The 17855-nt window shown below is 66.0% G+C and carries 16 protein-coding genes; 8 read left to right on the top strand and 8 right to left on the bottom strand.

The features are described 5' to 3' along the window. Positions 1-19: 19 nt before the first annotated feature. From G6P88_RS09430 to G6P88_RS09420, 3 genes are read right to left on the bottom strand one after another with little or no spacing between them, the layout of a single operon-like run. Positions 20-934 (bottom strand): aldo/keto reductase, encoded by a 915-nt coding sequence (locus tag G6P88_RS09430; protein ID WP_165322921.1) that lies wholly within the window; start codon positions 932-934, stop codon positions 20-22. Continuing rightward, on the bottom strand, positions 931-1944 hold the full coding sequence (locus G6P88_RS09425; RefSeq protein WP_165322920.1) for a LacI family DNA-binding transcriptional regulator: 1014 nt from the start codon (positions 1942-1944) through the stop codon (positions 931-933). The genes G6P88_RS09430 and G6P88_RS09425 overlap by 4 nt, the downstream gene beginning before the upstream one ends. Then, complete coding sequence (locus tag G6P88_RS09420) at positions 1941-3950, bottom strand: alpha-glucosidase (protein ID WP_165322919.1); 2010 nt, start codon at positions 3948-3950, stop codon at positions 1941-1943. Before G6P88_RS09420 ends, G6P88_RS09425 begins: the two co-directional genes overlap by 4 nt. A 194-nt stretch (positions 3951-4144) precedes the next feature. Between G6P88_RS09420 and G6P88_RS09415 the strand changes: the two genes are divergently transcribed. Both G6P88_RS09415 and G6P88_RS09410 read left to right on the top strand, forming a co-directional pair. Beyond that, on the top strand, positions 4145-6475 hold the full coding sequence (locus tag G6P88_RS09415; protein WP_226946795.1) for a TonB-dependent receptor: 2331 nt from the start codon (positions 4145-4147) through the stop codon (positions 6473-6475). A gap of 121 nt (positions 6476-6596) precedes the next feature. Continuing rightward, a complete protein-coding gene (locus tag G6P88_RS09410; RefSeq protein WP_165322918.1) occupies positions 6597-7493 on the top strand; it encodes a class I SAM-dependent methyltransferase in 897 nt (298 codons plus the stop codon). A 5-nt stretch (positions 7494-7498) separates the two neighbouring features. Here the strand turns inward: G6P88_RS09410 and G6P88_RS09405 are convergent, their stop codons facing one another. Further along, entirely contained in the window at positions 7499-8701 is a 1203-nt protein-coding gene (locus G6P88_RS09405) for an MFS transporter (RefSeq protein WP_165325077.1), read from the bottom strand. Between the two features lie 145 nt (positions 8702-8846). Here G6P88_RS09405 and G6P88_RS09400 point away from each other — a divergent pair, with 145 nt between their 5' ends. From G6P88_RS09400 to G6P88_RS09390, 3 genes are all read left to right on the top strand, one after another. Beyond that, positions 8847-9923, top strand: a complete 1077-nt coding sequence (locus G6P88_RS09400) for a YeiH family protein (RefSeq protein WP_165322917.1) — start codon at positions 8847-8849, stop codon at positions 9921-9923. Between the two features lie 81 nt (positions 9924-10004). After that, positions 10005-10556, top strand: a complete 552-nt coding sequence (locus tag G6P88_RS09395) for a nuclear transport factor 2 family protein (RefSeq protein ID WP_165325075.1) — start codon at positions 10005-10007, stop codon at positions 10554-10556. Further along, on the top strand, positions 10549-11310 hold the full coding sequence (locus G6P88_RS09390) for an enoyl-CoA hydratase/isomerase family protein (RefSeq protein WP_165322916.1): 762 nt from the start codon (positions 10549-10551) through the stop codon (positions 11308-11310). The genes G6P88_RS09395 and G6P88_RS09390 overlap by 8 nt, the downstream gene beginning before the upstream one ends. A gap of 23 nt (positions 11311-11333) precedes the next feature. Here G6P88_RS09390 and G6P88_RS09385 read toward each other — a convergent pair whose 3' ends face one another. From G6P88_RS09385 to G6P88_RS09375, 3 genes are read right to left on the bottom strand one after another with little or no spacing between them, the layout of a single operon-like run. Further along, on the bottom strand, positions 11334-12485 hold the full coding sequence (locus G6P88_RS09385) for a thiolase (RefSeq protein ID WP_165322915.1): 1152 nt from the start codon (positions 12483-12485) through the stop codon (positions 11334-11336). A gap of 1 nt (position 12486) precedes the next feature. Then, complete coding sequence (locus G6P88_RS09380) at positions 12487-12852, bottom strand: Zn-ribbon domain-containing OB-fold protein (RefSeq protein WP_165322914.1); 366 nt, start codon at positions 12850-12852, stop codon at positions 12487-12489. After that, positions 12849-14054 (bottom strand): CaiB/BaiF CoA transferase family protein, encoded by a 1206-nt coding sequence (locus G6P88_RS09375; RefSeq protein ID WP_165322913.1) that lies wholly within the window; start codon positions 14052-14054, stop codon positions 12849-12851. The genes G6P88_RS09380 and G6P88_RS09375 overlap by 4 nt, the downstream gene beginning before the upstream one ends. Positions 14055-14125: 71 nt before the next feature. Between G6P88_RS09375 and G6P88_RS09370 the strand changes: the two genes are divergently transcribed. Continuing rightward, the gene (locus tag G6P88_RS09370; protein ID WP_165322912.1) at positions 14126-14857 is read left to right on the top strand and encodes a ThuA domain-containing protein; all 732 of its coding nucleotides are present in this window, start codon (positions 14126-14128) and stop codon (positions 14855-14857) included. A gap of 2 nt (positions 14858-14859) precedes the next feature. Here the strand turns inward: G6P88_RS09370 and G6P88_RS09365 are convergent, their stop codons facing one another. Next, positions 14860-15522: a TetR/AcrR family transcriptional regulator gene (locus tag G6P88_RS09365; RefSeq protein WP_165322911.1), complete on the bottom strand. Its 663-nt coding sequence runs from the start codon at positions 15520-15522 to the stop codon at positions 14860-14862. A gap of 220 nt (positions 15523-15742) precedes the next feature. On the opposite strand from G6P88_RS09365, the gene G6P88_RS09360 reads away from it, so the two are divergent. Then, positions 15743-16504 carry an SDR family NAD(P)-dependent oxidoreductase gene (locus tag G6P88_RS09360; protein WP_165322910.1) on the top strand — a complete coding sequence of 254 codons (762 nt, stop codon included), beginning with the start codon at positions 15743-15745 and terminating at the stop codon, positions 16502-16504. A gap of 13 nt (positions 16505-16517) precedes the next feature. After that, the gene (locus G6P88_RS09355; protein WP_165322909.1) at positions 16518-17849 is read left to right on the top strand and encodes an aromatic ring-hydroxylating oxygenase subunit alpha; all 1332 of its coding nucleotides are present in this window, start codon (positions 16518-16520) and stop codon (positions 17847-17849) included. Positions 17850-17855: the final 6 nt, after the last annotated feature.

Genomic DNA, 17855 nt, shown 5'->3' with positions numbered 1-17855 from the left:
TCCTCGAACAACCGGCTGCTCAGGGCAGCCTTTCTCCACGGGCGGCGACCAGCACCGCATACCAGTCCTCGCGCGACCAGCGGACGTCGCGGGCCTTCGCGCCTTCGGCGATCCGCTCGGGCTGCTGCGAACCGATGATCGGGACGATTCCCGCCGGATGCGCCATCAGCCAGGCATAGGCGGCGACGGTCAGCGACACGCCCTGCTCGGTCGCGACCTTGCCCAGCGCTTCGGCCACAGCTTTGTCCCGCGGCGCTTCCGGATGGGCGAGGCGTCCGCCGCCGAGCGGCGACCAGGCCATCGGTACGAGGCCGAGCATCATCGCCTGATCCAGCTCGCCATTTTCGAAGCAGGTGATCCGCAGCGGGCTGATCTCGGGCTGGGTCGTGACCAGCTTGTTGCCTAGGAACTGCTGCAATGCTGCCGTCTGGTGGATGGTGAAGTTGGACACGCCGATCGTGCGGATCTTGCCGGCGGCGACGGCATCGTCGAGCGCGCGGGCAACCTCCTGCGGATGGGAGAGGATGTCGGGGCGATGGACCTGCCACAGATCGACGCTGTCGATCTTCAGGCGGCGCAGCGAGGCGTCGATCGCCTCGGCGAGATAGGCCTCGCTCTGGTCATAGGGCAGAGGGGGGCGGATGCCGCCCTTGGTAGCGAGGACCATGCGGCCGCGCAGCGCCGGCTCGGCCGCCAGCACCTCGCCCAGCATCGCCTCGGCATCGCCGAAGCCATGGGTACCGTCGAAGCCATAGATGTCGGCGGTGTCGAGGAAGGTTATGCCGGCGTCGAGCGCCGCATGGACGAGGCGCGCGGCCTCTGCGACGGTACGGCCGTCCTCGGCGAGGCGCCACATGCCCCAGGCGATTGAGGATATCTCGATGCCGCTGGTGCCCAGAGTGCGGGTGGCCGGCGGCTGGGGAAGAAGACTCATGAACATGTCCTGCGTGGCGGCGCGACGGAGCCGCGCTCGATCAGTTGGTGGGGAAGACGGCGGTGGGCGATGTCGCCCCCCGCGATGAGGATCTCCGTGGCGGTGTGCGCCAGGTCGAACATCGGCTGATGAATGGTGGTGAGCGGCGGCCAGACGGTGCGCGCCAGCGTGGTGTCGTCGAAGCCGGCCACCGACAGATCGCCCGGCAAATCGAGACCGCGATCGTGCGCGACCGCGAGCACGCCTGCGGCCATATCGTCGTTCGACGCGAAGATCGCGGTCGGCGGCTCCGCCATGTCGAGAAAGGCTGCTCCGGCGGAGACGCCGCTGTCGAAATCGAACTCGCCATTGGCGACGAGCTGCGGCTCGTAGGAGATGCCCGCCCGGTCGAGTGCGCGGCGATAGCCGAACAGGCGGTCGTCCGATGCCATATGGTTGGGATGGCCCTTGATGAAGCCGATCCGCCGATGCCCCATATTGACGAGATGGGTGGTCATGTCGTCGGCGGCCTGAGCGTCGTCCATGTAGACCGAGCTCGTCAGCGCATGATTGGTACCGGGTGAGATGCGGACGAAGGGTACATCGAGTGCTTCGAGCGCGCGCAGCACCTCGTCGCAGTCGGTGACCGGCGACGACAGGATGATCCCGTCGACATGGGTTTCGGTGACCAGGCCGCGCACCTGATCGCCGACATTAGGCGCGGCGACATCGACCGGCTGGGCGAGCAGGCGGATGCCGTCTGCCTGGCAGCGCGACCAGCAGCCATTCTGGATCTGGAACATGTAGTAGGGGCTGTGATTGTCGTAGATCAGCGCGATCTGGTTCGACTTGGCGCCCGACAGGATACGCGCGGCCGTGCTGGGCCGGAATTCCAGCTCGCGCATCGCCTGCTGGACCCGCGCCTTTGTCTCTGCGCTGACATAGGGATGGTCGTTCAGCACCCGGCTGACGGTCTTGACCGCCACACCCGCACGCGCCGCGACATCCCTGATGTTCGATCTCTCACTCACCCCTGCAACACCCCCGGCAAGGCCGCGAACAGCCCCGAAAATGCGCTGCCGGGCCGATAGAAGACCGGTGGCCGGCCGATCGGCGCGTCCACCCTGTGGAGGCCCGGTGCGAGATCCTCGCCGCTCCACACCGACCGCCAGGGCAAAGAGCCGGGCAGGACGACGTCGCGCGACGTGGTGCCTTCCTCGATCACCGGCGCCACCAGCAGATCGGCACCGTAGAGGAACTGGTCCTGCACGGTCCACAATTCGCGCTGGTCGGGATGATGGAGAAAAAGCGGGCGCTGGGCAGGTAGGCCGGTCGCGACAGCCTCGTCGCACAGGGTGCGGACATAGGGCGCCATATGGGCGTGGACCCGGCTCCACCGGGCGAAGCAGGCCATCAGCTCCGCATCGCTGTCATATTGCAGATTGTCGTCGGGGCGATTGCCCTCATGGCTGCGCATGACCGGCGCGAAGGCCGCCAGCTCGCACCAGCGCTCGAGCAGTTCGCGCGACCGGATGTTGCCATGGAGCGAGGTGTAGCCGCCGCAATCGGAATGGCTGTAGGCGTTGCCGACGAGGCCCGAGGAGAGGGCCCCGGCGATTACCGTCCCGATGCCGTCGTGGCGGGTGAAGTCGACCGACTGGTCGCCGGCCCAGAGCAGCGGGCAGTGGCGCTGCACGCCCGAAAAGCCGGCACGCATGAAGAACAGCGCATCGCCAGTGCGGCCGCGCGAAGACAGCGCCATCGCGTTCACCTCGGCCCACAGCACCGGCCACAGATTATGCGCTTCCATCGGGTCTGAGCCGTCCGCGAGGCGAAGGTCGACCGGCAGATATTCGCCGAAGTCGGCCATCCAGCCATCGATCCCCTTGTCGAGCATCTCCTGACCCAGCACGCGTTCGGCGAACCAGGCGCGGCTCTCGGCGCGGGTGAAGTCGACCACGCCGCAGTCGAACTCGCCGAAATCGACGAGATAGGGCTCGTCGCTGTCGAGCCGCAGCGCGAAATGGCCGCTGGCCGCCGCCTCAGCGTAGAGTTCGCCATCCACGGCCAGATACGGATTGGCATAGGCGAGGAAGCGGATGCCGCGCGCTTTCAGATCGGCGATGCGGCTTTCGAGCGCGGGATAGCGCTGTACGCTGCGTTCGCCGACATGCCAGTCCCAGAACAGGCGGCGACCGAAGCTCGTCTCGCGTATCCCGGCCCAGTCCTCGCACCAGAGGCCCGAGACGGCCGTGCCGGCCTCAATGAAACGCTCCATCCGATCGAAGCTGCTTGCGCCCGACTTGAGGCCGAGGATCGCGCCCCCGATCGCCCAGTCCGGCAAGGGCGGCTGGCGGCCGAAGCGTTCGGACAACAGGCCGACCAGCTCGACCGGGCCGTCGGCCGCAAAGAACTCGAAGCCTGCGTTGTCCTTCCAGACTTCGACGCGATGCTCCGCCGGATCTCTGAAGTCGAGCACGCTGTAGCAGCTCTCGTCGAGATGGGTCGCGATCCAGCGCGAGGTCAGGAAGGTCGGCTGCGGATAATTGCTGTTCCAATAATCGCCGCCCGCCATGGCCTGCTCGTCCATGATGCGGGTCAGCTCGGTGCTCTTGTCGCGGCCGACGCCGGGTTCGCTGGTCCAGATCGGAAAGCGTCGCCCGTTGAGCGCGACATAGCTCATCTGTTCGCCACCGCCCCAGACGCATTCGCCCGGCTCGGCAAAGAAGGAGAGGGTCAGCCGGTCATGGCCCGGCAGCAGGGCGGAAATGGCGAGACGATTGCCGTCGATCGACAATGTGGCGGCAGCCACATCCCCGTCGAACAGGGTGATACTCTGTCCTTCGATCGTGAAGGCGATGGGTGAGATCGTGCTTTCCGGGCTATCCTCGATGCGGAAATTGCCACGATACATTTCGATCGCGGGGTTGCCGCGCGCCATGGCAAGCGCTGGACAGGCGGGACCGTGCCGCAGCAGCAATCTGCCCCCGAAAAGGAGGTCGAAACCGTCAGAATTCAAAGCGAATTCGAGTTTCAAGGCTAGTAAATCCTCTGGTCGCAGGCCTTGTTGCAGAAATGCCGCAGCTTGGCCTGTCTTGTGTGACACCGCTTGACATATCGTCGCTTCCGCCGCAACACAAGGGCCGCAAGCGGTGATGCCAAAGAGGTGAGCCGCTACTGGAACGTTCGCAGCGGGGCGCAAAGTCCCGGACTAAAAGGGGAGGAAAACCCGTGAAATCGTTGCTCCGTGCCTCATCCGCCATGGCTTTGGCGGCTGTTTCCGTTGGCTATGCCGCGCCCGCATTTGCCCAGGCTCCGGCCGAAGCCGAAGAGTCGGTCGCCGAGATCGTGGTCACCGCGCAAAAGCGCTCCGAAAATCTGCAGAGCGTGCCCGTGGCCGTGTCGGTCCTGTCGGGCCAGGCGCTTGCCACCACCGCGCGTCCGAGCATCGAGAGCGCGGCGCAGCTCGTTCCGTCGCTCAACTTCCTGAAGTCGGGCACCACGCTCAACCAGACGATCTTCCTGCGTGGCGTCGGCACCGCGACCTTCTCGATCGCGGGCGAGCCGTCGGTGTCGACCGTTGTGGACGGCGTCGTTTACGCGCGCTCGGGCGAGGCGTTCAACGACCTCGTCGACGTCGCCCAGATGGAAGTGCTGCGCGGCCCGCAGGGGACGCTGTTCGGCAAGAACGCTTCGGCCGGCGTCATCAACATCACGACCCAGATGCCGAAGAACGAGTTTTCCGGCACGGTCGACGCCAGCTATTTCGATCGCCAGGAATATCGCCTGAAGGGCTCGGTCAACGTGCCGCTGGGCGAGGATCTCGCCGCGCGCTTCACCGGCTTCTACGGCGAATATGATGGCAACATCCGCAACCTGACGACCGGCAATCACGTCAACGGCTACAAGCATCGCGGTGTACGCGGCCAGGTCCTGTACAATCCGTCCGACGCGCTGCGCATCTACATCGCCGCCGACTATTACAAGAATGACGACGATTGCTGCGCCGAAGTGATCGGCACCGGCCCGCTGACCGGCGCCGGTGCTCCGAGCACCAGCCTCGCCTTCAACGCGCTGCCGACCCCGCGCGGTGCCAACACCCGCGAGATCCGTCAGGACCTCGTGACCTCGACGAAGGAAGAGGGCTGGGGCGTTTCGGGTCAGGTCGACCTTGAAGTGGGCACCCACACGCTGACCAGCATCACCGCCTATCGCAGCTGGGACAATACCGAGATCCGCGACGGCGACTGGCTCGACCGCGCCTATGTCGGCTTCAACCAGCTGCATGATTCGGGCCCGCAGACGAGCCACACCTTCACGCAGGAGTTCCGCCTCGCCTCGCCGACCGACCAGACGGTCAGCTATGTGCTCGGCACCTTCTATTCGAACGCCAAGTCGCGCCGTATCTTCCGTCGCGACGACATCGTCTGCACCGCAGCCGCCGGCGCTCCGACCAACGTGCTGATCCCCTGCGGCAGCGCGAACGCCAATCCGTCGACCTTCCCGACCGGCGTGGCCGACTTCGGGTCGACCTTCCTCAACTATGCCGCCTTCGGTCAGGCGACGTGGAACATCAGCGAGGATCTGCGCCTCGTCGGTGGCCTCCGTTACAGCTATGACAAGCTGAAGGTCTTCCACAGCCGCAACACGACCTTGGCAGGCCCCGGCATCCAGCCGAGCTTTCCGACCACGGCGACCGGCACCGGCCAGCCCGCGACCGTCTTCCGCGCCAAGACCGACAATGACGATCTGTCGGGTAAGGCCTCGGTCCAGTACGACATCAGCCGCCGCATCATGGCTTATGGCAGCTACACGCGCGGCTATAAGGGCCCCGCGTACAACGTCTTCTTCAACCTGACCGCGACCGGTACCAATTCGATCGCGCCGGAAACCTCGGACGCGTTCGAGGCGGGCCTGAAGAACACGCTGTTCAACGGTCGCATGACCCTGAACATCGCCGGCTTCTACGCCAAGTATAAGAATTTCCAGGCGAATAATCCGGATCTCGTCGCCGGTGTCGTGGTCACGCGCTTCACCAATGCCGGCACGGTTTCGACCCGCGGCTTCGAGGCCGACCTCAACTGGTTCCCGGTCGACGATCTGACGATCAGCGGCGGCATTGCCTATACCGATGCCAAGGTCGACCGCTTCCGCGTCGCGCCCGGCGCAGCGGCCACCGCGGTCATTCCGGCAGGCTCGTCGCTGGCCTATGCACCCAAGTGGAAGGGGTCGCTTTCGGCCGACTATCGTTGGCGCACCGGTGGCGCGTTCGACGTCTTCTTCGGCGCCCAGGGCAATTACCAGACCAAGCAGCTGTCGATCTTCACGCCCAACGTCGTGCAGACCCGGCTGGGCACGATCCCGTCCTATGGCCTGGTCAACGTCAAGCTGGGCGTGGGTGATGCGGACGAACGCTATCGCCTGACCTTCCAGGTCCGCAACCTGTTCGACAAGTCCTACATCGCCGCGATCCAGAGCGGCGGTCCGGGCGGTTCCTATCGCTACCAGATCCCGCGCGACGCCGATCGCTACTGGGGCCTGACTGGCACCGCCAACTTCTAAGTTTCTCTCCAGTTATCTCCTACTGGGGCCTCCGGTTTATGCCGGGGGCCCCTTTTTTATGGGCGCTTCTCCACCTGAACGCCGGTTGCCCGTTCGTAGCTCGAGCGGCTAGAGGGGGGCGATGGACAACAGGCTCGAGGTCGCCGCCGCCCGCTGGGCCGTCAGGCAGGAAGCGGCTCACTCCCGTTGGTGGTCCCACCCCCGAATTGTCCGTCACGTCAACCGCATCGTCTGCGGCGATCCGGTCGAAGGCCCTCATGCGGGCTTCAACCGGCTGATCCGGCGTGCTGCGCCCTCGGACGGGTTTGGCCATGCGCTTTCCGTCGGATGCGGTAGCGGCGGCAAGGAGATGAAGCTTCTCCAACAGGGGGTCGTCCGCCACTTTCACCTGTGCGAAATCGGGGAGCATCGGCGCGAACAGATTCTCGCCAAGGCGGAGGAGCATGGCGTCGCGGACCGGGTAACCGTCCATATCGGCAACGCGCTCGATCGCCCGCTCGACCATTCATTCGACCTCATCTATTGGAATAATGCGCTTCACCACATGTTCGATGCACGCGCGGCGCTGCTGTGGAGCAGGGCGGGATTAAGCGTCGGCGGCCTGCTGGCCATGGACGACTTCGTCGGACCTACGCGCTTTCAGTGGACCGATGCCGAACTCGATCTGGCGGCACGCGTCAGAGCGATGTTGCCCGACCGTTTCCTGCCGCACCCGCGCAACCAGCAGATTATGATCCCATGTCGGCCCAAACGGCCTACGATCGAGGAAATGCTCGCCGCCGATCCTACCGAGGCCGCCGACAGCGAGGCGATTCTCGGCGCGCTGGCGGATGTCTTCCCGGATGCCGAGATCATCCGCACGGGCGGGGTGGTCTATCATCTCGCGCTCAACGACGTGCTGGCCAACTTCCGCGAGGGTGAGGATGATGCCCTGCTCGATGCGCTTTTGTTGCTCGATGAGACACTCGCTGGGCAAGGGCACTCGCATTATGCGGTCGCCCTGGCCCGAGCGAGCTGACGCCCTCAATTCTGCGCGAGTTCCAGCTTCGGCTGCATCAGATGAATGAACAGCAGTGCCGCCAGATAGGCGCTGCCACAGATCGCGAACATGGGCCAATAGCCATGGCCATTGTCGAGCGACCAGCCCGCCAGCTCGATGATTGCGGTGCCCGACAGATTGCCGGCCACCGCGCCGAGTGCGACGACGCTGGCGACGCGGACGCCGGGGACGATGTCGGCGGTCATGCCGAAGATGTTGGTCGAGAAGCCCTGATGCGCGAACAGGCCGCATCCGATCAGCAGCGCCGCGATCCACGGGCTTTGTGCCGATAGCGCGAGCGGCATGGCGAGGACGACCAGCGCGAAGAACAGCATCGAGGTCTTGCGCGCGGCGTTGACCGAGAAGCCGCGGCCCAGCAACAGCGGATAGAGCGCGCCCGAACTGATCGCGCCCAGTGCCGCCATGGCGAAGATCAGCGCGATCGGCCCGCCCAGATCGCCCTGCGCCATGGCGAACTGCCGCGAGAAGAAGTCGGGCATCCAGAACAGCACGAACCACCAGACGCAGTCGGTGAAGGCCTTGGCGCCGACCACAGTCCAACTGCGGCGATCGCTCAGGAGGACGCTCCATTTGACCGGTGCGCGCTCGGGTATGTTGCCGATCGGCGCGAGGTTGCGCGTGCCGAAGAACCAGCCGATGAGCCAGACGAAGCCCAGTGCACCGGTCAGGACGAACGCCGCTTTCCACCCGAAGGCCAGTGCCAGCGGCGGAATGAGCAGCGGGGTCAGGATCGCCCCGATATTCGGCGCGGTGTTTATCAGGCCGATGGCGATGTTGCGCTGGCGCGGCGGCATGTAGATCGCGGCTGCCTTCAGGCCGGCCGGGGTGCTGACCGACTCACCGACCGCGAGCACGATGCGCGCCGCGACGAATTGCTGGACGGTCATCGCCAGCGCATGCGCCATGCCGGCCGCGCTCCACACCACCACGGCGATGCCATAAGCCATCCGCACGCCCAAACGGTCGACGAACCAGCCGACTGCGAGCAGGGCGCCGGCAGCTGCGATCTGGAAGGATGATCCGAGATGCGCATAGTCGGCGTCGCTCCAGCCGAATTCGGCCTCTAGCGTCGGCTTCAGCAGAGCGAGCACCTGGCGGTCGACATAGTTGAGGGCATTGCCAAGGAAGAGCAGCGCGATGAGCGCGACGACCGTCCCGCGCGCCATGACCTGTCCACCGCCAGCCTTGTTCACCGCATCCCTCCCGATCCTCCCGCCGTCGCGCGGCGGATTGCGACTTGCAGACTAGCGCGCTGCCACGATAAGGGAAACAGGATATGACACCGTAAGACAGAAAAATGGCAGGAGCGGCATGAACGGGATAGATTGGGATGCGACGCCCCATGGCGGCGATCTGTTCGGCGAACTGCATCTCGCCGAGACTGCCAAGGCCCCCCCGCCCGAACGCGACAGCCTCATCCCCGGCCTGATGATCTGCGGGGTCGGCGCTGCGGCCGCCGCCTGGCTTTCCGACCATTATGGCTTCCCGATCATCCTGCTCGGCCTGCTGATCGGCCTTTCGCTGAATTTCGTCACCCGCGATCCCCGCACCACCAAGGGGCTCGACTTCGCCTCGCGCACCTGCCTGCGCGCCGGTATCGTCGTACTCGGCCTGCAGGTGACTTTCGCTCAGGTCCAGGCGCTGGGCGCGACGCCCTTTGCGGCGCTGGTCGTGGTCATGCTGCTGACCTTCGGCGCGGGCCTGCTGTTCGCGCGGGGCTCGGGGCAGGGGCGCTATGCCGGCATTCTCGCCGGAGGTGCCACCGCCATTTGCGGGGCGAGCGCCGCGCTCGCGCTCTATGGCGTGATCGGAAAGGAGCGGCTCAGCCAGGCGCAGTTCGCACTCACCCTGGTCGGCGTCTCGCTCGCCAGCGCGCTGGCCATGTCGATCTATCCGGTACTGGCGGCCGAACTCGGGCTCAACGACCAGCAGGCGGGCTTCCTGATCGGTGCCTCGATCCACGACGTCGCCCAGGCGATCGGTGGCGGCTACGCTTTTTCGGACGCGGCCGGCAGCTACGCCACCATCGTCAAGCTGTCGCGCGTGGCACTGCTCGCGCCCGTCGTCGCGCTCGCCAGCCTGTGGCTGGGGTCGGTCGGCGGCGATGCGGGCCGACCGGTGTGGCGGCGGCTCGCGCTGCCCTGGTTCATAACCGCCTTTCTGGCGGTCGTAACGGTCAACAGTTTCTTCCCGATCCCGCCGCAGGTGAAGGACACCGCACTCGACGCGTCCAAGGGTCTTCTGCTGCTGGCGGTCACTGCAACGGCGATGCGTTCAAGGATGGACCTGTTGATGGAACTGGGCTGGAAGGCGGTCGCACCCGTCATCGGTGCCACCGTCGTCAGCTTCCTTGCCTCACTGCTCTTCGCCGTCTGGCTGGTGGCCTGACGCGGCACGCCGGCCGCATTGCATTCGTCGCCACAGCCTCCATAGTCCGGTCGAAGAATGACAGGCCGTGGAGAGTGGCGAATGACGTCCGAGGAGCGGATCGACCGCATCGAATCCGAATTGGCGATCCGGCGGCTGGTCGCCGCCTATTGCTTCACCATCGATGATCGCGACCTGCCCGCCATCGCCGCACTGTTCGCCGACGATGCGCGGGTGGCGTCGCAGGACGGGGTGATGGAGGCGCGCGGCGTCGATGCGATCATGGACCAGTATCGGCATCGCTTCACCGTGCTGGGGCCGGGCGCCCATTATATGCATGACGTGCTGATCGACTTTTCGGATGAGGATCCGGACCTCGCCTTCGGCCGGGTCTCGGGCCATGCCGAATTGTGGCGCAACGGTCGCATGATGGTCGCCTCGCTGCGCTATCGCGACCGCTATGTGCGGACGCCGGCCGGATGGCGCTTCGGCGAGCGGATCATCAGCTTCCTCTATTATGTCGATGCCGACGAGTATCGCGGCATCCTCGGCCATGCCGATCGCAACCGCGCCTATGCGACGCCGATGGCTGCGGACTTTCCCGAGACGCTTCCCGGCTGGGCGGCTTCGACGGAGGCCGTGCCCCATGGCTGAGCAGGGCGTCCGCATCGAGGATCGCGGCGCGGTCCGCATCATTACGATCGATCGCGAAAGGCGCAGCAATGCGCTGGACGTGGCCGCATCCGAAGCGATCGATCAGGCGGTAGACGCCGCCGAGCGCGATCCTGCGATCCGCGTGGTGCTGCTGACGGCGGCGGGCGAGCGCAGCTTTTGTGCCGGCATGGACCTCAAGGAGGCTGCCGAGCGTGGGCCGGGTCATGGACTCGTTCCGGGACGCGGCTTCGCCGGGATCACCGAGCGACGCCGCACCAAGCCCCTGATCGTCGCTGCCAATGGAGCGGTGGTGGCGGGCGGCTTCGAACTCGCGCTGGCAGCCGACATCGTGATCGCCGCCGATCATGCGATCTTCGGCCTGGCCGAGGTGAAGCGGGGCCTGTTCGCGTTCGCCGGGGGCGTCCAGCGGCTCGCCCGCTCGGTCCCGCGCGCGACCGCGCTCCATATCGTTCTGACCGGGGAGCCGATCGGCGCGGCGCGCGCGCTCGAACTCGGGCTGATCTCCGAGGTGGTGCCGCGCGACCGGCTGATGCCGCGCGCGATCGAACTGGCCGAGACGATCGCCGGCTTCGACCGCGACACGGTCCGCCGCGCGCTCGCCCTGCACGACTTCGCCGCCGATGCTCCGATCGCCGAGAGCCTGAGCTTCGGTCGCGCCTATGGTGAGGAGACGCTGGGTGGTCTCGCGACACAGGAGGGCATTCGCGCCTATGCCGAGGGACGGGCGGAGTAGCGCCCTCCCGATCGGCCGTCGGCTCAGAGCGTGGCGGCCGACCCCAGGATGACCGTCGCCTGGCTCGACAGCGTACCGCCATTGCCATGGGCGAGCGCGATGTCGACCCCGGGGATCTGGTTCGCCGCGTCGCCCCGTATCTGCCGCACCGCCTCGACGATGGTGAACAGCCCGTACATGCCGGGATGGCAGCAGGACAGACCGCCGCCATTGGTGTTGACTGGCAGGTGGCCGCCCGGCGCGATACCGCCATTTTCCACGAAGCGCCCGCCTTCGCCCTTGGGGCAGAAGCCGAGATCCTCGAGGAACAGGATCGTGTTGATCGTGAAGGCGTCATAGAGCTGGACGACGTCGACGTCCGATGGACCGATCCCCGCCATCGCATAAGCCCGTCCGCCGGATTCGCTCGCAGCTGTGGTGGTCAGATCCGGCATCTGCGATATCGCATTGTGCCAGGTCGCTACAGCAGCCCCCAGAACGGGGACTAGCGGCTTCGCGCCGTCGCGCGCGCGGTCCGTGCGGGTCAGGACGATTGCGGCGGCGCCGTCGGTGACGAGGCAGCAGTCCTTGACCGATAAGGGGCTCGACAGCATCCGGGCCGCGAGCACGTCGTCGATGGTCAGCGGGCCGGTTGCGAAGGCCTCCGGGTTGCCGTTCGCCCAGGCGCGCGCGGCGACCGCAACCTCGGCCAGGTGCCGCCGTGTCGTGCCGAACTCGTGGAAATGGCGCGACGCTGCCAGCGCATAGGAGGAGGCGGGGAAGAGCGGGCGGTAGGGCGCTTCCCAGACATTGCTGCCGACCGGCGTCGACAGCTTGCCGCCGCCGCTGCGCTGGTTCGATCCATAAGCGATCAGGGCCGTGTCGATATAGCCGGCCGCCAGCATGGTCGCTGCGGTCGCGACATGACTGAGGAAGGCCGATCCGCCGGTCCGGTTGCAGTCGGTGAAGCGCGGGGACAGGCCCAGATATTCGGCGAAGCTGAGCCCTGCGAGGACATCGTCGGGCAGGCAGATGAACAGCCCGTCGACCTGCGATAGCGGCATCCCGGCGTCGGCCAGCGCGAGCAGGCCGGCCTTTGCCGCCATCTCCATCGTCGTGTGACCCGGGCATTCCCCTATCCCATAGGTTGCGATGCCGGCGATCGCGGTCTGGCCGCGCGGAAAGTCGCCCGCCATGTCAGGCCGCCTGGAACAGGAGGATGGGTGCGCCGTCGCGCTCGCCGATCCGGGCGCGGACGCGCAGGCCGATGGCGATGTCTTCTGCCGGCAGGCCCTCGACCTCGCTCATCAGCCGCACCTCCTCGTCGAGATCGACCAGCGCGACCGCACGCGGCGGCTCGGGCGGGCGGGGATGGATGACGGTCACGGCATGGATGGTGCCGAACCCCGATGCCTCGATCCATTCCCAGTCGGTGTCGCCGCTGCGCGGCTCGGCGAGGCGCGGCGGGAAGAAGATCGTCCCGCTGCCCCGCGCACGCTGGAGCAGGAAGCGGCCCTCCGCCAGCGCGGCGCGCCACTGCGCCTGCGGTGCCGCTTCGCTCATGCGGGAAGCTTGCGCGCGCCGTCGAGCAGCGCGTCGATGGTCGCGTCGTCGAAGCCCGCCTCGGCCAGGATGTCGCGGCTGTCGGCGCCCAACGCCGGCCCCGGATCGCCGATCGCGCCGGGCGTCTCGGAGAAGCTGGTCGGGATTCCGGGAAAGCGCAGTTTGCCGAACTCGCTGTCGCGTTCCTGCCAGAAGCCGGTCGCCTCAAGATGCTCGTCATGGAGCAGGTCCTGCGTCGTCGCGATCGCCATGGCGGGTACCTCGGCGATGCGGAACAACTCGAGCCATTCGGCGGTCGTCCGCTCCGCCAGCACCTCGGCCAGCTTCGCCAGCACCGTTCCGATATTCTCGGTGCGGCTGCGCATCGACGCGAACATCGGGTCGCGCGTCCATTCGGGATCGCCTATCGCGTGGAAGAAGCTGCGCCAGTGCTTGTCGTTGTAGATCATCACCCCGACATAGCCGTCGCTGGTCTTGTACGGTCGGCGCGAGGCGGTGGTGACGCGCGGATATTCGGGCGGCCCCTGCGGCGGGTCGAACAGCGAGCCGCACAGATGCTCGATCATCGTGAACGAGACGAGCGTCTCGAACATCGGCACCTCGATCTCTTGGCCCCGGCCGGTCTTCTCGCGGGCGTAGAGTGCTGCGAGCATTGCGTAGAGGCCGGTCAGGCCGGTCACCTTGTCGGCAACCACCGTGCCCAGATAGGTCGGCACGCCGTTCGACAGCCGCGCCTGCAGGTCGACGAGGCCCGACGCCGCCTGGACGATGTCGTCATAAGCGGGATAGTCGCGATAGGGGCCGTTACGGGCGAAGCCGTAGAGATTGGCGTAGATCAGCCCGGGATTGGCTTCCCGCAGCGACTCATAGTCCAGGCCGAGCCGCTTGATCGCGCCGGGGCGCATCGAATGCACGAAGATGTCGGCGCCCTCGACGAGCCGGACGAGCGCGGCGCGCGCCTCGGGTTGCTTGAGGTTGAGCGACAGGCTGCGCTTGCCCCGATTGACGTTCAGGAACATCCCCCCACGCGTCGCGTCGGGGCCGGGCGGCAGATAGCGCGTCGTGTCGCCATCGGGGCTCTCGACCTTGATGACGTCCGCGCCGAGATCGGCCATGATCTGCGTCGCATAGGGCCCCATCAGCACGCTGGTGCAGTCGATCACCCGGACGCCCGCAAGCGGCCCCTTGAGACGACCGCTCATCGCACGGCCCCCCTTGCCAGACCGATCGGCGGGCATAGCCTCGTGCGCATGTGCGTAAGGGGAGCGGGATCGTGAAGGTACATCTGGTTGCGGCTGGCAAATTTCATGACATCGACTTTGCACGGCTGGAGTTGCTGAAGCTTCTGGCCGAACGGCCGGAGATACGGACCTCGGTGGCGTCGGACTATTCCGACACGACCAGCCTTGCGGCCGCCGACCTGCTGATCACCTACACATGCGACGTGCTGCCCGACGCGGCGCAGACCGAGGCGCTTGCGGCCTTCCTTGCGCGGGGCGGGCGCTGGTTCGCGCTGCACGGTACCAACGCGACGCTGCGCTTCGGTGCGGATGGGGTGGTCGACACGCCCGACCTTGCGCCGGCCTTCACCGAAATGCTCGGGACGCGCTTTGCAGGGCACCCGCCGATCGCGCCGTTCAAGGTGTTCGTTACGCGCGGCGATCATGCGCTGACCCAGGGGCTGCGCGACTTCCGGGTCGAGGACGAACTGTACCTGACGCACCGCACCGCCGAGATCGACGTGCTGCTGCACACCAGCTTCACCGGCTCCTGCCCTGAGTTCCGCGATTCGGAATGGGACGAGGCGGAGGTCCCGGTGCTGTACGAGCGACGCGTTGGTGCCGGTTCCATCCTCTACCTCACCCTCGGCCACTGCCGAGGTCATTATGATCTGCGTCCGGTCGCCGATTTCTGGCCGCATCCCCAGCGCTGCTCGTGGAATTATCCGGTCTTCACCGAACTGCTCCGCCGCGGCATCCGCTGGGGTCTTCCTCAACCGGGCTGACCTCAGGCCTTGTCGAGATTGGGGTTCATCGAGCGGATCTGCTGTTCGAGCAGGGCGAGCATCGGCTCCACCATCGCCTCCGCCATGGCGCCCGTCACCAGATTGATGGCCATGCCTTCGAGCATGGTTTGGGAGAGCGTCATGGCGAGGTCGAACCGCTCGCGATTGCCCTGCCATTCGGGGAAGAGCGCGACCGCCTGGGCGTTGAACCGCTCGCGATATTCGACCTGCAGCGGCTGCAGGATCTTGGCGAGGTCGGGATGGGTGCGCGCCGCCAGCGCCAGCTCGTGAAAAGCGACGAAGGCCGGCTTCTGCAACTGGCGCCAATAGGCACGGACCAGCGCGTCGACATCGTGATTCTCGGTGTCCGCCGCGCGGCGGAATGCGCGCAGCCGCTTCTCGTGAAGCTCGACGATCGCCGCCTTGATCAGCGCCGATCCATTTTCGAAATGGTGGAGCATCGCGCCGCGCGACAGTCCCGCCTCGGCGGCCACCTGCGGCGTGGTCGTGTTGGCATAGCCGACCTTGACGATGCAGCGGATCGTCGCGTCGATCAGTCGCGCGCGGGTCTGTGCGCTTTTGAGCGACTGCTGGGTCTGCCCGCCCTGACCGCGTTCGCGCGGCTGGCGGGCGGGGGAACCGGAACGAACTGCTGCCAACGCCATCGTACGGAAATTCCTTTTCGAGAAACAATCATGTTTGTTTTTCATGCAGGCTGTCAAGCAGCCTCGTCGAGGCGCCCATAGCATAATCGGACCGCGATGCTGCAGGGAGAGTGCGGGACCCAATAAAAAACATTCATGCATGTTTTCATCTTGCCTTGGCGCGAAGCCTCGGTGCAGAAAGGCGGCGACGCCAGAGGGTCGTGAAGATCGGAGAGGTAGAGTGGATCTCGGTTTGCAGGGGAAGAAGGCGATCGTCGTCGGAGCCGCGCGCGGCATCGGCATGGCGGTGGCCGAAACACTGGCGCGCGAAGGCTGCGATCTCGCCATCGCCGCGCGGTCCGAGGACGGCGTAAAGGACGCGGTCGCCAGCCTGAAGCGCTATGGTACCAACGTCGTCGGCAAGGCCGTCAACGTGAAGAAGGCGGACGATTACAAGGACTGGCTGAATTGGGCCATCGATGCGCTCGACGGCTGCGACGTCCTTATCCCGATTTCCTCGGCGGGCGGCGGCCTGGGCAGCGAGAAATATTGGCACAATGCGTTCGAGGTCGACGTGATGGGCCCGGTCCGCGCGGTCGAGGCCGTGCTCCCGCGCATGGTCGAGCAGAAGTCGGGATCCATCGTCCTGATCGCCACCACCTCCGCCGGCGAGGCGATGGGTGGGCCGCAGCCCTATAACGCGATGAAGGCGTCGCTCGTCACCTGGGGCAAGCAACTCGCCCTGTTCCACGGCAAGGATGGCATCCGCGTCAACGTCGTCTCCCCCGGTCCGGTCGAGTTCGAGGGCGGCAACTGGGACATGATCAAGGGGACGATGGAGAAGTTCTACCAGTCCCAGCTGCGGCAGCATCCGGCCGGTCGTCTCGGCACGCCCGAGGAGATCGCCCGCTGCGTCGTGTTCATGGCGAGCCCGGCGGCCAGCTGGTGCAACGGATCGCACCTCGTCGTCGACGGGGCCTTCACTAACCGGACGCATTTCTGAGGTCGCCCCCGCGATGGACGTGAAGCGCAAGGTCGATGTCATCCGGGTCAATCCCGAGGACTGGCCCAATGGCACCCCGGCCGCGAAGGCGGAGGACCCGGATCTCGGCTATGACGTGATCCCGGCAGCCCGTTACACGTCCGAAGAGTTCATGAAGCTCGAATGGGAGCATGTCTGGACGAAGGTCTGGCTGCTCGGTGGTCGCTCGTGCGACATCAAGGAGCCGGGCGACTATATCTGCACCGACATCGGCAAGGAGAGCGTCATCATCGTCCGTCAGAAGGACGGCTCGGTGCGCGCTTTCCCCAATGTCTGCCTCCATCGCGGCAACCGCTTGCGTCCCGAGGGCCTGGGCAATGCGGAGGCGTTCCGCTGCCTCTACCACCACTGGACCTACGGGCTCGACGGCTGCATCGAGCGCATTCCCGACATGGCGACCTTCCCGCAGGGTGGTCCCCCCGGGATGAAGCTTCCCTCTTATCCGTGCGGCGAATGGGGCAGCTTCGTCTGGTTCTCGCTCAACCCCGACGTCGAGCCGCTCGAGGACTTCCTCGCGCCGATGCCGCAGCACCTGAACCCCTATCATATGGAGCGGATGGCGTGGCAACGCGACGTCACCGTCGAATGGGACTGCAACTGGAAGGCAAGCGTCGATGCCTTCAGCGAAGTCTATCACGTCCAGGGCATCCACCCGCAGCTGCAATGGTATCTCGACGACACCAATGCGCAGATCGACGTCTATGAGCGGCACAGCCGCTATCTCGTCCCCTTCGCCGCCATTTCGGGTCGCGTCGCGCTGCCCTCGTCGATCCCGCCTGCGATTTACGAGATCATGGTCAAGGCCGGCATGGATCCGGCCGAATATGAAGGCCGCGTCAGCGACATTCGCCGCGACGTGCAGCTGTTCAAGCGCAAGCATGGCAAGTCGCAGGGCAAGGACTATTCTGAGCTGAACGACGATCAGCTGACCGACGATTACCATTACACCATCTTCCCGAACGTCTCGCTGAACGTCCATGCCGACGACGTGATGATGTTCCGGCAGCGCCCGCACGCGACCGATCCGAACAAGATGCTCTACGACATCTGGGTGCTCGAGCTCGTCCCCGAGGGCGAGGAGTGGCCGGAGCGGGTCAAGCACCGCCACTTCAAGCATGGCGAGAAGTCGATCGGGCAGGTGCTCGATCAGGACGCCTTCAACCTGCCGACGGTACAGAAGGGGATGCAGTCCGATGCATTTCCCGGCCTGTGGATCGGCGATCAGGAACTTCGCATCCGGCACTTCCACAAGGTGCTGGACGACTATGTCTACGGGCCGGGCGGCAAGAAGCCGGGCGACATCTGAAGGAAG

The organism is Rhizorhabdus phycosphaerae (assembly GCF_011044255.1).
Classification (GTDB): domain Bacteria; phylum Pseudomonadota; class Alphaproteobacteria; order Sphingomonadales; family Sphingomonadaceae; genus Rhizorhabdus; species Rhizorhabdus phycosphaerae.
The sequence above is the reverse complement of the archived record's forward strand: the minus strand, read 5'-3'. Positions and strand labels throughout refer to the sequence as shown.